At 61.7% G+C, this 13,352-nt stretch carries 19 protein-coding genes; 16 read left to right on the forward strand and 3 right to left on the reverse strand.

The genetic code is table 11. The features are described from left to right. Positions 1–90 precede the first annotated feature (90 nt). The gene (locus ATO9_RS22825; RefSeq protein WP_238318856.1) at positions 91–786 is read left to right on the forward strand and encodes a hypothetical protein; all 696 of its coding nucleotides are present in this window, start codon (positions 91–93) and stop codon (positions 784–786) included. Between the two features lie 120 nt (positions 787–906). Here the strand turns inward: ATO9_RS22825 and ATO9_RS22830 are convergent, their stop codons facing one another. From ATO9_RS22830 to ATO9_RS22840, 3 genes are all read right to left on the reverse strand, one after another. Next, positions 907–1,134: a hypothetical protein gene (locus ATO9_RS22830; protein WP_027238601.1), complete on the reverse strand. Its 228-nt coding sequence runs from the start codon at positions 1,132–1,134 to the stop codon at positions 907–909. 169 nt (positions 1,135–1,303) lie between these two features. Beyond that, positions 1,304–1,561 (reverse strand): helix-turn-helix domain-containing protein, encoded by a 258-nt coding sequence (locus ATO9_RS22835; protein ID WP_017470289.1) that lies wholly within the window; start codon positions 1,559–1,561, stop codon positions 1,304–1,306. A 124-nt stretch (positions 1,562–1,685) separates the two neighbouring features. Beyond that, positions 1,686–1,937, reverse strand: a complete 252-nt coding sequence (locus ATO9_RS22840) for a hypothetical protein (protein ID WP_008327366.1) — start codon at positions 1,935–1,937, stop codon at positions 1,686–1,688. A gap of 210 nt (positions 1,938–2,147) precedes the next feature. On the opposite strand from ATO9_RS22840, the gene ATO9_RS22845 reads away from it, so the two are divergent. From ATO9_RS22845 to ATO9_RS22910, 15 genes are all read left to right on the forward strand, one after another. Further along, positions 2,148–2,516 (forward strand): hypothetical protein, encoded by a 369-nt coding sequence (locus tag ATO9_RS22845; RefSeq protein ID WP_008327368.1) that lies wholly within the window; start codon positions 2,148–2,150, stop codon positions 2,514–2,516. Between the two features lie 43 nt (positions 2,517–2,559). Further along, complete coding sequence (locus ATO9_RS22850; RefSeq protein ID WP_017469729.1) at positions 2,560–3,174, forward strand: lytic transglycosylase domain-containing protein; 615 nt, start codon at positions 2,560–2,562, stop codon at positions 3,172–3,174. Beyond that, on the forward strand, positions 3,171–3,464 hold the full coding sequence (locus tag ATO9_RS22855) for a TrbC/VirB2 family protein (RefSeq protein ID WP_008282963.1): 294 nt from the start codon (positions 3,171–3,173) through the stop codon (positions 3,462–3,464). Before ATO9_RS22850 ends, ATO9_RS22855 begins: the two co-directional genes overlap by 4 nt. Next, positions 3,457–3,735, forward strand: a complete 279-nt coding sequence (locus ATO9_RS22860) for a VirB3 family type IV secretion system protein (RefSeq protein WP_008282962.1) — start codon at positions 3,457–3,459, stop codon at positions 3,733–3,735. The genes ATO9_RS22855 and ATO9_RS22860 overlap by 8 nt, the downstream gene beginning before the upstream one ends. Continuing rightward, entirely contained in the window at positions 3,725–6,100 is a 2,376-nt protein-coding gene (locus ATO9_RS22865; RefSeq protein ID WP_043755061.1) for a VirB4 family type IV secretion/conjugal transfer ATPase, read from the forward strand. Before ATO9_RS22860 ends, ATO9_RS22865 begins: the two co-directional genes overlap by 11 nt. Then, entirely contained in the window at positions 6,097–6,264 is a 168-nt protein-coding gene (locus ATO9_RS24665) for a hypothetical protein (RefSeq protein ID WP_008327378.1), read from the forward strand. Before ATO9_RS22865 ends, ATO9_RS24665 begins: the two co-directional genes overlap by 4 nt. Further along, on the forward strand, positions 6,254–7,408 hold the full coding sequence (locus tag ATO9_RS22870; RefSeq protein ID WP_173585991.1) for a lytic transglycosylase domain-containing protein: 1,155 nt from the start codon (positions 6,254–6,256) through the stop codon (positions 7,406–7,408). The genes ATO9_RS24665 and ATO9_RS22870 overlap by 11 nt, the downstream gene beginning before the upstream one ends. Next, positions 7,408–8,217, forward strand: a complete 810-nt coding sequence (locus tag ATO9_RS22875; protein WP_043755082.1) for a type IV secretion system protein — start codon at positions 7,408–7,410, stop codon at positions 8,215–8,217. The genes ATO9_RS22870 and ATO9_RS22875 overlap by 1 nt, the downstream gene beginning before the upstream one ends. 15 nt (positions 8,218–8,232) lie before the next feature. Next, positions 8,233–8,886, forward strand: coding sequence for a VirB8 family type IV secretion system protein (locus ATO9_RS22880; RefSeq protein ID WP_043755065.1), 654 nt, complete (start codon positions 8,233–8,235; stop codon positions 8,884–8,886). Between the two features lie 11 nt (positions 8,887–8,897). After that, positions 8,898–9,584: a TrbG/VirB9 family P-type conjugative transfer protein gene (locus tag ATO9_RS22885; protein ID WP_173585992.1), complete on the forward strand. Its 687-nt coding sequence runs from the start codon at positions 8,898–8,900 to the stop codon at positions 9,582–9,584. After that, positions 9,581–10,960 carry a TraB/TrbI/VirB10 family type IV secretion system protein gene (locus ATO9_RS22890; protein WP_043755071.1) on the forward strand — a complete coding sequence of 460 codons (1,380 nt, stop codon included), beginning with the start codon at positions 9,581–9,583 and terminating at the stop codon, positions 10,958–10,960. The genes ATO9_RS22885 and ATO9_RS22890 overlap by 4 nt, the downstream gene beginning before the upstream one ends. A gap of 4 nt (positions 10,961–10,964) precedes the next feature. Further along, positions 10,965–11,951 (forward strand): ATPase, T2SS/T4P/T4SS family, encoded by a 987-nt coding sequence (locus tag ATO9_RS22895; protein ID WP_043755074.1) that lies wholly within the window; start codon positions 10,965–10,967, stop codon positions 11,949–11,951. Continuing rightward, positions 11,948–12,142, forward strand: a complete 195-nt coding sequence (locus tag ATO9_RS22900) for a DUF4177 domain-containing protein (RefSeq protein WP_043755076.1) — start codon at positions 11,948–11,950, stop codon at positions 12,140–12,142. Before ATO9_RS22895 ends, ATO9_RS22900 begins: the two co-directional genes overlap by 4 nt. Next, positions 12,139–12,552: a hypothetical protein gene (locus ATO9_RS22905; RefSeq protein ID WP_043755080.1), complete on the forward strand. Its 414-nt coding sequence runs from the start codon at positions 12,139–12,141 to the stop codon at positions 12,550–12,552. Before ATO9_RS22900 ends, ATO9_RS22905 begins: the two co-directional genes overlap by 4 nt. 12 nt (positions 12,553–12,564) lie before the next feature. Continuing rightward, on the forward strand, positions 12,565–13,352 hold a 788-nt coding region (locus tag ATO9_RS22910), incomplete at its 3' end, for a TrbL/VirB6 family protein (protein WP_052418556.1).

Consider the following 13,352-nt stretch of genomic DNA (forward strand, 5'->3'; position numbering starts at 1 on the left):
ACATAAACTTCATTATGCGACTTTATACTTAGCGTTGCGATAGTATATTATTGTATGTATGCTGAACTCCTATCACGGAGGCTCCACAGCATGCGCCATTTACTCAAGAAGCTCCTCCCCTCGGTCGCAGTCGCTTTGACCGTGACAGGTTCTTCGCTGCCAATACCCGCCCGCGCGCAGACATACCCGATCGATTGCGCGATCCTCTTGTGCCTGTCTGGCGGCTGGCCTGCTTCCGTCCCTTGCGCCCGAGCCCGCGCCGAATTTATCCGGCGGATTACACCTTGGCCGGTCGAACCACCGCTGCAAATCTGGCGCTGTCCCATGGGCGCCTCCTACGAAAACGATCGGTTAAAAAACAACGCTGGCGGCATCTTTGAAGCCTTGTACCGAACCGACAGCCGTCGACCGCTTCAATCCTTGCCAGTAGATAATCTCGTTCCCACCGACCTCGCCCTGCGGCTCGTTCAGGACCGCGCGGACATCGATATCAGCGGGCCGGAGTTCAATTTCGTGCGGTCCATCCGCGTCTTCGATGTACGGTATGCACGACAGCACGAGTCCGGGCGCGATGGGGATTGTAACCGAAGCGCGACCGTGGTCCTCGGCACCTACGGGACCCAAGGCAATTTCTCATGGCAGCGATCTTCGATAACTGCCCTGCCCGAGGCCCATGTGGGACTTGAACGTTGGGGCGAGCATTGCCCTGGCATTTATCACCGATCCGTCTTCGTCGATTGGCGTGACTATGACGGCAACTACGGGTTCGAGCAGGTGAACTACTGACCTGCCGCTACGTAGATTTGTCATGGAAGACGGCTTCTTTGGCTTGCACGACCGCACCGCATACGCTTCGCGGTCCACATGCTGTTTGGCGTTTAGGCAAACACCGCGGGTTCGCTCTGTTCACCCGTCGTCGCTTCTTCCGATCCTCGTCAGCGCATCGAAGTCGATTTCTTGCTTCTGTTCGTCACTTATATCCGGCCGGGTTTCCGATACCGGCTGGGGCCCTTGGACGTCCCACATCACCGCATGTGAGCCTGTCCTCCAGCGATAAACCCAACCAACAACACTGCACCCATCGGTCCCGATCAGATTGGCGATCGCGACGCCCTCACCCTTATCTTCGTTCACTGTTTACTGGCTTCCTGCACTGCGGCGCTGCGAATTGCGGCGTGGGGTTGCAGAGCGTTCACTACGACCGCGCGCCGGGCTTCTTTGATGTTGGCTAACTGGTCCTCGATGAGGAAATGATCATCAGACCGGGAAAGTGGGTTCCCGTGTTCTCAACAATTCATTGGCTTCAAATCCTGTGGTCGGGCTCCGTGGCGGCTTCAACGATCGCCAGAACCTCGAACGGGTCAAAGCCGATGGCGCGCGCCAAGACGACCAGCTCGACAACGTCGACCCGGCGCTGGCCGCTCTCAAGGCGGGCAATAAGGGACTGGTGGCATCTGAGCCTGTCTGCCAGGTCTTTCTGACCAAGGCCCGCTTTGACACGGGCGTCGACCAACGCCTGACAGAGTGCCACTTGTCCCTTGCTTCTGATTGTCTTTGCCACGCGTCACATACCTTTTGTGACGTCGCTAGCGGATGAAATCTGTTATCTAAAAAGTAGATATATGAGGGTGTTATCGGCGTCTGGTTTCCATGGGCTGCAAGTCTGATGCTCCCGAGGTTGCCCATCAATCCCCTACCAATTGCAGGAACCGGCCATATTCCTCGCTGACTTCGCGCGCTTCCTCGAAGGCGCGGGCCCGTTCACCGTCGAGGCAACGGAAGTAGCTCTGGATATCCTGAATGTAATCTTCGAAGTCGCCGCGGATGATATCCGCATAGTCCCGCGCGGCCTGCGAATCGCTTGGCAGGAAAGGACGGGATGGCGCAAAGCAGGATTCCGCCAAAACCGGCCCAGGAACGCAGATCAGAAGGGCCATAGCTTGCAATGGGAGCAGGCATGTCAACCTTGGGTTTCTCAAACCTGTTATCTCCTTGATCGCGGACACTGGCCGTGACTAGTGTTTGCGTAACCAAACTACAGCCAAAGCACGATATTACATCTTGCGGTTGATAATATACTATCGTAACTCTGGGCTTCAAGTAGGAATGCCTGGGGTCGCGCCATTGGAGAAAGCGTGAGCCGGGCCATGAACTGGGACATCGAAGCACCAAATGTGGTTACGGAAGCCAGGTTCCGCGAACTCGTGGAAAGCGGCTATAGCGCAGAAATCCTGTGCCAAGAGTCGGCACACAAGAAAGGCCCCAGCTATTACGGGGTCTGGATCATGCGTGTTGTCTCTGATGACGGGGTGGAAAAGCTCCTCGTCACCGCCCGCACGCGGACGACCTACAACGATATCAAGATCCGCGAGTTCAAGACGATCTCCGGCGTGGTGTCTTTCTTCATTGGCCTTGGTTTTGCGCATGTCGACCTGCCGCTTGAGGCGGGGACAAGCCGTACGCACAAATTTGCGCCGCCAGACAAAGCCCCATCAGACAAGGGCGCTGGCAGCTAACCTCGTCTGTCTCTGGCTGGTCGCAGCACCTGCCTCAGCGCAAATGGTCCTGGTCATGGAGAGCGACGGCTCCCTGACCCCGTCCCGCTCTCAGAGCAGCTTTGCTCGAAACTACAATGAAGGGATTGGTCAGAGTTCGGCCTCCGATGGGATCGCGATCTTCGGCGAGGTAGAGGCCGAGCAAGAGGGCGTCCAAGTCGCGGCCCTTGCCCGCCCGACTCCCCTGCCCCGCGCCGATGTCCTCTCCGGGATTCAGACCACGGCCTTGCGCTATGCCGGCCATCCCGGCCTGCGTCGCGCGGGGCTTTCCGTGACGGATTGGCTAGCTCTCTATCGAGCCAATATCGAGGTTGAGAGCGCCTACCGGCAGGATGCGATTTCAAGTGCAGGTGCCATTGGCCTTGGTCAATTGATGCCAGCGACGGCGCGTGATCTGGGCGTCGACCCGCGTGACCCTCAACAGAACCTCGACGGCTCTGCCCGCTACCTCGCGATGATGCTGGAGCGCTTCGGCGATCCGCATCTGGCGCTGGCGGCCTACAACGCCGGTCCCGACGCCGTGCGCCAACACGGTGGCATTCCCCCTTACCGAGAAACCCAGAACCACGTGGCCCGTGTCATGGCCGTCGTGGCCCGATTGGAAGGATCAAATTCGTGAAACAGATTTCAAACCTCTTTGTCGCCTCGCTGGCGCTATTCCTGTTCATTGCCGAGCCCGCCCTTGCACAGAGCATCGATCTCTCCCCGATCCAGAGCTTGTTGCAGGGCATTGTCGATGCGCTGACCGGCCCTCTTGGTGTGGTCATCGCCACACTCGCGGTCCTCGGCGTTTTCTTGAGCTGGTTCTTCAACATCATCGACCTGCGCCAAGCGCTTTGGGTCCTCGTGGGCATCGCTGGTGTTGCCGCCGCTCCCACCATTGTTGCCGCGGTCTTCGCCGGTGGCTGAACGCTCGCCCCTCTTTCTGGGCCTCGTGCGCCCGCCGAAGCTTCTGGGCCTGCCCATCATGTACGCGATGGTCTGGCTCTTCGGCTCTGTGCTCTTGTTCGTCTGGGTCCAGCACATCGCGGTGCTGGGTTTCGCCGCCCTGCTCTATCCGGTGCTGTGGAAGGCCGCAGATTGGGACCCGCGTTTCATCGACGTGATGATGACGGCCCTGCAGGAGACACCGCCCACGCGCAACAGGTCCATCCATGGCGGGGACAGCTATGCCCCGTGATGACGCCCGTGGTGCTGCGCTCGATGCCCGCACAATGACGCCAGACTGGTATGCGCGCGAGACCCGCCTCGCGCATATGCTGCCCTATGTAAGCCTCGTCGACGACCAGACCGTGCGGACCCGGGTGAACGAACTCTTCCGCTGCATTCGGCTCGAGGGGATCAACAGCTACACGACCGACGATGCCTATCTCGACAAGGTGACGGCGCTTTTTGCCCGCATCGTCGCGCAGCTCGGGCCGGAATTCAGCTATTACGTCCACAAGGTCTCCAAGGCCATCAAACCTGATCTCGACCCGATCCGTGAGGACAGCTTCGCAGGCGAGGTGGACCGGCGCTGGCGCGCAAAACTCGAGACCAGCGGGCTGCGCGACAAGACGCTGACGCTCACCGTCATTCACCGTCCGCCCCCGAAAAGCCTCCTGCCGTTCCTGAGCCGCAGCGCGCCGGACCGACTGAAGGAGGAGACCCGCAAACGCCTGCAGCGCCTCGGTGAGGCCGTGAACGTCTTCCTCTCGGGGCTTACCGAGCTCAAGCCGCGCCTGCTGTCGGCTGCATCGGGGGAGTTGGTGGGGTTTCTGGGGGCGCTCAACACCGGAACAGAGCTGCCGCTCTACCCGGCCAACACCTACGGCTTTTTGTCCTTCAACGTCGCCAATACCCGCGTGACGTTCCACGGCGAGCATTTCGAGCTCTCGGAAGGCGTGGTGGGCCATCGCTACGGCAAGAGTTTCACCATCGGGGAATATGCTGAGGCCACATCCTGCACCATGTTCGACATGCTGAACCTGCCGGTCGACATGATCGTCACGCACTCCTTCACGCCGATCAATTCGAACCTCATGGCGGGCCGCATCAAGCGGCAAAAGCGCCAGATGCAGGCGAGCCAGGACGCCGCCCTATCGCTTATGGAAGCGCTCGACATCGCCGCCGATGATCTGGAGGCCAAACGCCAGAGCTTCGGTGAGCACCACATGGTCGTGACGATCTTCTGCGAAACGCTCGAAGAGCTGCAGACGCTCAGCGCCGAGATCGTGAATGCCGCCGCGACCGAGGGCGTGAAAATGATCGGCGAGCGGGTCGCCGCAAAGGCCCATTACCTCAGCCAGCACCCCGGCAACCAGCCCAAGCGTGTCCGCGCGAGCGCCGTCACCAATCGCAACTTCGCGGATTTTGCGGCCTTCCACCGGACGCAGCTCGGCAAACCCGCAGCACTTACCCCTTGGGGCCGGGTCGTCACTTATTTGCCCACGCCGGAGCAGAGCGCCTACCGGTTTTCCTACCACGAGCAGGGCAGCCCGGACAAAGAACCGACCAGCGGGCATACCCTGATCATGGGTCGGCCCGGGTCGGGCAAATCGGTGCTGTCCGCCTTTCTGATGACGCAAGCCCGTCGCGCAGGCGCGCGGATCTTCGTCTTCGATTACCGTCTTGGTATGGAGATGGCGGTCCGCGCCAATGGCGGGCGCTACGCGTCCCTGAACGCCGGTCAGCCCACGGGCCTCAACCCGCTCTGGACCGAGACCGATGCGCGCGGCACCGCCTGGCTCTCGGACTGGCTTGTCACCCTGCTCTACCGCGCCGACAAGCCGCTCACTCCTGCCCAGACCAATCGCATCCAGGAAGTCGTGCGCCAGAACGCGCAGGCCACAAACCCGGCCCTGCGGAACTGGCGGGATTTCGCATCGCTTTTTGTGTCCACCGACGATGGCGGCGATCTGCACCAGCGCCTGCTCGAATGGACCGAGGACGGCCGCTATGGCTGGATCTTCGGGCAGAGCCTCGAGGACACGTTCTCGCTCAAGGGCGATGTGGTGGGCTTCGATCTGACCGGCATTCTCGACAGCGAGGCCGACAAGGAACGGATGGCGGTCCTGTCCTATCTCTTCCGCCGGGTCGAGCGCGAAATCGAGGACCGCCGCCCCACCATCATCGTGATCGACGAGGCCTGGAAGGCCCTCGATAACGCGTATTTCGCCGAGCGGCTGTCGAACTGGCTGGTGACAGCGCGCAAACAGAACACGGTCGCGGTGATGATGACGCAATACGCAAGCCAGCTCGAGCGCACCCGGACCGGCAAGACCATCATCGAGGCGGTGCCGACGCAGATCCTGCTCCCCAATATCCGCGCGCAGCCAGCGGACTACGCCATGCTGAACCTCACGGAGAAGGAGCTCGATGTCCTTCTCAACACGGGCAGCAACAGCCGCTTGGCGCTGATCCGCGACGATCAGGGCTCGATCGTCGTCGATGCCGATCTGAGCGCGCTTGGACCCGATCTCACCATCCTTGGCGGCATGGAAAAGGGCGAAGCGCTTGTCGGCGCCGATTACCGCGACCGCCCTGATTTCTGGAGGCTTTCATGACCCGTATTTTGATGTTCGTTGCCGCGCTCGGTGCGTTGGCCTCCTGTGCCCAGTACCAGGAACCGCAGGCCAATTGCTTCACCTTCCTCGCCTCCACGACAGCCATCTCGCCTGATTGCACCTTCACGCCCCTTGGCGCACCGGAGGGCGACATTGAAGTCTAGCCTGCCTCATATCCTGGCCCTTTGCCTGCTGCCCGGTCTCGCTTTGTCTCAAGGCGTGCCGACCAATGACAGTGGGCTGACCGCGCGTGACATCGTCGAGACTGGCGATCGCGAGGCTGACTTGGCCGTTCAGGCCGACAAGCTTGCCGTGCGCGAACTCATTGCCGAGATCGAACGGGAGCAGCTGGAAACCCTGCAACGCATCCTCGATGCCCAGACCAGCTTCGGCGGTCAGGGCTTGCCGGCTATGGTCTCGGGGCTGGAAAGCGGCAGCGGGGATCCGGCCCGATCAGTCGAGGCGGTCTATGGCAATGCCGACATCGACCCCAATCCCGGCGGTGCGCAGATGTTCGGGGATGCGGCGGAAAACATCGAGCAGCTCATTATCCGCGTGGCTCAGGAGACCAGCGGCTTTGCCGGCGTTGGCCGCGCGGGCCTCTCCCCGGTCCAATGGCGCGCACTCCTACAGGCGCTGATCTGGCAGGAAAGCCGTTTCACCATCGGTGCACGCTCTCCCGTCGGCGCCTTTGGCCTCACCCAGATCATGCCCGGTACCGCCAGCGATCTGGGCATCAATCCGGAATACTATGACAGCCCCTACCTGCAGGTGCATGGCGGTGCACGCTATCTCGCGACACAGCTCAACACCTTCGACGGCAATATCATCAATGCGCTCGCGGCCTATAACGCGGGACCCGGCCGGGTTTTCGAGTATGGCGGCGTGCCACCCTTTCGCGAGACCCAGCACTACGTCCAGGTGATCCCCGAACGCTATAACCTCTATTTGACCCGTATCGGCGGGATCGAAGCGCTTGGCACGATCGACCCCGCGCTTCTGGCCAATGCCAACCTCTCGCTCACTGGGCACGGCGCGGCCTTCTATGGCAACAACTCACCCGCCGCGATCAGGCAAGCCGCCCTACGTATTGCGGATATCGTCGAACGGATTTCCGAGACCGAGGATGTGCAGGAGAGCGTTGCGCTCAACACTTATGCCCGCGCCGAACTCGTGCGTCTCGTGGCCGCCCGCATCCGGCTTCAGGCCGCCCGCACCCGCGTGCTCTCCGCCGAAGAGCTGGCCCAGGCCAGCGCCCGCATGGCCGAAGGCGCGTTCATGGATTTTACGATCAGGGAGATTGAATGATGGGACATCTGCTCTTGAGGACAGCTTTGGCCACGACACTTGGGGTTGGTCTGCATCTTGGCGCCCTATCCCCCGTCCTCGCGCAAGGCGTGCCCGTCGTCGATACCCAGAACATCGCGCAAAACATCCAGCAGCTGCGGCAGATGATCGAGGACGAGATCTTGCAAAACGAGCAGCTGACGCAGCTCCGCGAACAGCTCGGCCTTCTCACGGACCAACTCGCGGAGCTGCAAAGAACCTACGAGGCCCTCACCCGCCTCGCCGAGCTTCCAGAAATCATCCGCACCGAGATGGAAGACGAACTCAATGGCCTACTCGACCAAGAGTTCGGCGATATCCTCGCCACGATTGAGGCGATCAAGACGGGAGATTTCTCGGGCCTCTCGGGCTCCGGCGCGGGCGAAATCGAAACCCAGATGGATCGGGTGCTGGCCGATCTCGGATTTGACGATGACACCCTCTCGGAAATGGCCACGAGCGGCAATCCCGGGGCCAACCGCGTGGCGACGCAGGCCACCACCGGTGCCCTTGTCTCGGCGGCAGCCCAGAACAGCTATGAGGATGCCGGCCAATCGCTCGAGCGGGTCGACCGCCTTGTCGGGCTCATCGACGACATGGACGAACTAAAGGAAAGCATCGATCTCAACACGCGCGTGACCGCGGAGCTCGCCATTGCACTGGTCGCCATGTGGCAACTCGAAGCCATCCAGACCGTGGGCGATGGCACCGGCGGCGTGATCGATGCCGCCACCATCGCCGAAGAGCAGCGCTTCATGGACTTTACGCTGCCGGACCTGCGCGCAGACTGATTTGAGGCATGACGCGTGGCGAGTGAACAGGAAATCATCGAAGAAGAGCTGGTCTATGGTGCTCTGCGCCGTGAACGCCTCTGGCAGCGCCTTGGGCTCATCGGGCTCATCTTCGGCATTCTCGGATGCCTGAGCGCGGCGGCTGTCGCGATCCTCGATGTCGATCCGCCGCCTGTGGTCGTGCCCTATGATCCCGCCACCGGCTTTGCCCTGCCCGAGGCTTCGGTGGGCGCGACGTCTGTCACAGCCAACCAGGCGATCATCGAGGCGGAGGTCTTCCGCTACGTGACCGACCGCGAGGTCTATAACCAGCTCGACAACGACCTGCGCATCCGCAGCGTCCTGCGCCGCTCGGACGGAGCTGCCGAGAGCGGGTTGCGCCAGATCTGGAACAGCGCCAACGAGAATTACCCGCCGACCGTCTATGGCCCCAACGCCAGGCTCGACGTGGAAATCCTCAGCATCAACCGGATCGGAACCAACCGCGCGACGGTCCGCCTGCGCAAGCGCCTGACGTCCATTAACGGCACCCAGACCGGCCTCTTCACTGCGACGCTTCTCTTCGAGTTCCGCCCGGAGACCCGCCGCTCCATCGACGAGGTCTGGACCAACCCCTTCGGCTTCACCGTGCGCGAATATTCCATCCGCTCCGACAGATTGGAGAACTGACGTTGTTGTATATGAGATCGCTTATTTTTGTCATTGCCCTGTTGCCCGGCCTCGCCTCTGCCGAAACCATCCCGCGTGGCGGTCCCAACGACAGCCGAGTGCGCTTGGCCACCTACCAGGAGGGTCAGGTCTACCGTCTCAGCGTGTCGCTCACCCATGTGACCACGGTCGAATTCGGTGAGGGTGAAAGCATCCGCTCGATCATCGCGGGCGACACGGAAGGCTTCGAGATCGATGGCGTCCCCGGTGGTCAGGCCTTTGCAATCAAGCCCGTCGCGCGCGGTGTCCATACCAATGTGACGGTCTACACGAACAGGCGAAGCTACTATTTCAACGTCGAGGAGGTCCGCAGCCCGACCTTCTACGTTGTGCAGTTCCGCTACCCTGACGACGCTGCGCGCCCGATCCGGGCCATCGCCGCCCAAGCGCCGAACTACAATTACGGCGCCAGCGCGCGGACCGAGTTCACGCCAACCCGCATCTGGGATGACGGGACGTTCACGTATTTCGCCTTTCCAAGAAACGCACCTGTGCCAGCGATCTTCCGCTACGCGGGCGGCCGTGAACGCACGGTCAACACGCAAACCCCTGAGGACGGTGTGATCCGCGTCAGCGGCGTAAACCGCCAATGGGTCCTGCGACTTGGCGAAGAGGTGGTCTGCATCGAGGCGATCCCGCCCGCGGAGGCCGCCTCATGAGCGATACCGAGAACACCGAGCTGGAAAAACGCCTCGCCGCCCTTGAGAAAGGCAGTGCCCGCGCCCCCACGGCGGCGCAGCGCCGGTCGCCCCTTCTCGCGCTGATCGTGGTCCTCGTCATCGGCGCGGGTGGTGCCCTGCTTTATCTTCTCTCACAGCCCGACGAAGAGGAAGCCTTGCCGACGGCCACCCCGGATGTCTTCCAAAACGAGGGGGACGGCTTTGGCGCCATCGAGACCTTGCCCCCGCCCGAGCCCGAGGTTGTGTTTGTCGGACCGGATCCAGTCGAGCCCAACGCGGAGCTTCTGGCGCAGATCACCGCGCTGCAGGCCCAGATCGAGGAGTTGCGCAACGCCCCTGAACCAGTTGTCGAGGAAGACACCGCTGCCGCAGATGCGATTGACGCGCTGACCGCGCAGATCGCGGCCCTGCAAGCCGCGTCGGAAACCGCGCAACAGCAGTTTCGCGATGAGCTCACGGCGCGCGACCGCGAACTGGAGCAACTCCGCATGGACCTTGAGCTCGCGCAGCTTGAGGCCAACCGGCCCCTTCCGGCACCCATCGGGCCCACCGAGGACGAGTTACGCGCGCGGGAAGAAGAGCGGCTCCGGCGCGAGGAAGAAGCAAGACGGCTCGCGGAACTTGAACGCCGCGCCGCGGAGGAACGCGCCTTCCAGGAGCGGCGCATCGCCTCGCCGACCATCGCTTTTGGCGGTGCCTCCGGAGCGAATGAAACAGCTCTGACCGAACGCACTTTTGGCGAGGTGACGGATTTCGTGCTGAACGGGGCGCTGCCCTCTACCGTGACGCAGGCCGAGGTGATCGCCAATCCCTCCAACACGATTCTACAGGGCACCATGATCCAGGCCGTCATGGAAACTGCCCTTGACAGCTCCCTGCCCGGCCAGACCCGTGCCGTGGTGTCCGAGGATGTCTACAGCGTCGATGGCGCGCGCCTCTTGATCCCCCGCGGATCCCGTCTCATCGGGCGCTACCGCGCTGGCGTCGATATCGCGCAGCGCCGCGTGACTATCGCTTGGGACCGGATCATCCTGCCCGCGGGCCAGACCGTCCAGATCAGCTCCTTCGGAGGTGATGAACTGGGCCGTTCTGGCGTCACCGGTTTCGTGGACACACGCTTCGCCGAGCGTTTCGGGTCGGCCGCCCTGATCTCGCTGATCTCAGCAGCACCCAGTGCTGCCGCCTCCGAAGTCCAGGATGAGACTGCCGCCGACGCTCTCGAAGACGTTGGCGATGATCTGGCAGATGCCACGGACAGCGTCATAGGCGATTACCTCTCCATCGGCCCCGTCATCTATGTCGACCAGGGCGCCCGCGTCACGGTCATGGTCGACCGCGATCTGGAGATATTCTGAGCCCATGTCGCTGAGCTATCTCGAAACCTCGCTCGACCGGATCGACGCCGCCGCTCGCGACGATGTCATCGAGATCTGCATCAACCCTGATGGCACCTGCTGGGGCGAATTCCAGGGCGATCACTTCATGCGGAGGCTGGACCAGGCGTTGACCGCAACAGAAGTGAAGGACCTCGGCAACCAGATCGCCTCTTCCGCCAACACAACGATGAGCAAGGACCGCCCGATCGTCTCGGTCTCGATCACCTACAAGGGGCGCCCGATCCGCGCACAGGTCATCACCCCGCCTGCCGTGCTCTCGGCCATGTCGATCAGCCTTCGGTTCTTCTCAAGCCTGCCGCTTGACGGGATTGCGCTTGATTTCCTTTTTGGCAAGGAACGCAAGCTTGAAGAACTCCGCCTCGAGAAAACCCACGAACTGCGCGAAGTGGTGGCCGCGGGCGTGATCGACGATGCGCTGGCCTTTTGCGTCGACAACAAGCTTAACATGATCGTCTCTGGCGGCACCTCCACCGGCAAGACCGTGGCTGCACGCAAGATCCTCTCGCACGTGCCATCCGAGGAACGCATCGTCACCATCGAGGAAGCCGCCGAGCTTCTGCCGACCCAGCCCAATGCCGTGACCCTCATCGCCAATCGCGATGCGGAGTTCCAGACCGCCGATGTGCTGCTCACCGCAACGTTGCGCATGCGCCCCGACCGGATCATCCTGGGCGAGGTGCGCGGCAAGGAAGCCATGACCTTCCTCGAGGCGATCAACACTGGCCATGGCGGCTCAATGACCACGCTGCACGCAGAAACCCCGCAACTTGCCGTGCAGCGTCTGGCCATCGCCGCACTCAAGACCGAGATCCCGATGACCTATGCCGACATGATCCAGTACATCGAGAACTCCATCGACGTAATCATCCAGGCCGGTCGCCATGATGGCAAACGCGGCATCACCGAATTCTACCTCCCCGGCACCAATGAGATCGGAGCTTCCCAATGAAAACCTTTGAATACGATATCCTGTCCTTTCCCATGACCCGCAAAACCAGCCTTGCCGACATGCAAGCCAGCCTGAATGCCAAAGGTGCGGAAGGCTGGGAGGTGGTGTCGATCAGCTCCTCGGAATTCGCGAATGTTGGGCACACGGTCTTCCTGAAACGCGAAACGACCACCATCGGAGCCACGGCATGAGGCTGGCACGGCTAAGCGTTGCTTTGACCGGAGTGGCCCTGAGCCTACTGGCTGTCCCCGCCTTCGCCGAGCGCAATCTAGTGCCGACGCTCGATCGCAGCTTCAACGTCTGTCCGGACCGGCCCGCTGAGCCCAGCTGGATGCAAGGAATCCCCCTGCGCCAAGCCTATCAGCGCGTATTGGTCCAGGACATCTATCGCGCCCAAAACCTCGAGCGGATTGTCGAGTCCGGCAGCTGCGATTGCGAGACCCGGTTCCCATCTTGGGACGCAGCTGAGGCGGTGTTTCGTGAGCGCCACGCCAGTGGCGAACGCTGGGAAATGCTGGAAGCTTCCGAAACCTACAATCGACGCGCCAACGACGTTCGCCTCGAGGCCAAAGCCATCTGCGACGCTGCGGGCAATTGGTAAGGCTGATCCCCGATGAGCGTCGTCACATATTTCGTTGAAACCTCCCAAGGCTATCTCGACACCGCGGCGGAAACCCAGTTCGGTTCCGTTGCAGCTACTGTCGGCACGCTTCTGGTGCTGGGAACAACATTGGTGGTGATCCTTGTGTTCCTCAACATGATCTACCAGTACAAGGCGATGGACGGGCGCACGGCATTCTGGCTCGCGGTCAAGATCGGACTGATCGGGATATTCGCGACTAACTGGGTGCAGTTCAACGCGCTCTCATCCGCCATCCTTGCCGGGATCGACAGCATTGCAGGGGCGCTCGTGGCCTCGGTCGGTGGTGGGACTCCCGGCCCTTCTGGTACCTTCGCCGAAGAATTCGACCGGTTGATCGCCGAGTTGGGGGACTATTTGAATGCCGCTGGTTCCGAGTTGAACTGGATGGCAGGGGCCATGCTCGACATTGTCGGGGTGCTGCTGCTTTCCATCCTCGGCGGGCTGGCCGCCTTCATTCTCGTGGCCTCGCGTTTGATGATCGCGCTTCTGATCGGGATCGCGCCGGTCATGATATTCCTGACACTCTTCGAGGTGACCAAAGACTACTTCGCGCGCTGGCTGTCGGCGCTGGTTTCCTTTGCGCTCTACCCCATCGTCGTCGCCGGCGTGTTCGCGACAATCACCGGCGTTTCCTCCGCACTCATCGGCGAGCTTGGCGATCCTGAAGGCGCCTCAAACATCGGCGCGCTCATTCCCTTCTTCATGATGGTTGACCTGCCCCCTGTTGGTCCCTCGTTCATAATGAGAGTCTGCAGGTT

This window comes from Pseudooceanicola atlanticus (assembly GCF_000768315.1).
GTDB lineage: Bacteria > Pseudomonadota > Alphaproteobacteria > Rhodobacterales > Rhodobacteraceae > Pseudooceanicola > Pseudooceanicola atlanticus.

Excerpts from the sequence above, each read along its gene's own strand:
- ATO9_RS24665 (WP_008327378.1), top strand. The coding sequence starts at position 6,097 with ATGACCCGTATTTTGATGTTCGTTGCCGCGCTCGGTGCGTTGGCCTCC.
- ATO9_RS22845 (WP_008327368.1), top strand. The coding sequence starts at position 2,148 with ATGAACTGGGACATCGAAGCACCAAATGTGGTTACGGAAGCCAGGTTC.
- ATO9_RS22895 (WP_043755074.1), top strand. The coding sequence starts at position 10,965 with ATGTCGCTGAGCTATCTCGAAACCTCGCTCGACCGGATCGACGCCGCC.
- ATO9_RS22825 (WP_238318856.1), top strand. The coding sequence starts at position 91 with ATGCGCCATTTACTCAAGAAGCTCCTCCCCTCGGTCGCAGTCGCTTTG.
- ATO9_RS22865 (WP_043755061.1), top strand. The coding sequence starts at position 3,725 with ATGCCCCGTGATGACGCCCGTGGTGCTGCGCTCGATGCCCGCACAATG.
- ATO9_RS22905 (WP_043755080.1), top strand. The coding sequence starts at position 12,139 with ATGAGGCTGGCACGGCTAAGCGTTGCTTTGACCGGAGTGGCCCTGAGC.
- ATO9_RS22850 (WP_017469729.1), top strand. The coding sequence starts at position 2,560 with ATGGTCCTGGTCATGGAGAGCGACGGCTCCCTGACCCCGTCCCGCTCT.
- ATO9_RS22885 (WP_173585992.1), top strand. The coding sequence starts at position 8,898 with ATGAGATCGCTTATTTTTGTCATTGCCCTGTTGCCCGGCCTCGCCTCT.
- ATO9_RS22890 (WP_043755071.1), top strand. The coding sequence starts at position 9,581 with ATGAGCGATACCGAGAACACCGAGCTGGAAAAACGCCTCGCCGCCCTT.
- ATO9_RS22875 (WP_043755082.1), top strand. The coding sequence starts at position 7,408 with ATGGGACATCTGCTCTTGAGGACAGCTTTGGCCACGACACTTGGGGTT.
- ATO9_RS22840 (WP_008327366.1), bottom strand. The coding sequence starts at position 1,937 with ATGGCCCTTCTGATCTGCGTTCCTGGGCCGGTTTTGGCGGAATCCTGC.
- ATO9_RS22900 (WP_043755076.1), top strand. The coding sequence starts at position 11,948 with ATGAAAACCTTTGAATACGATATCCTGTCCTTTCCCATGACCCGCAAA.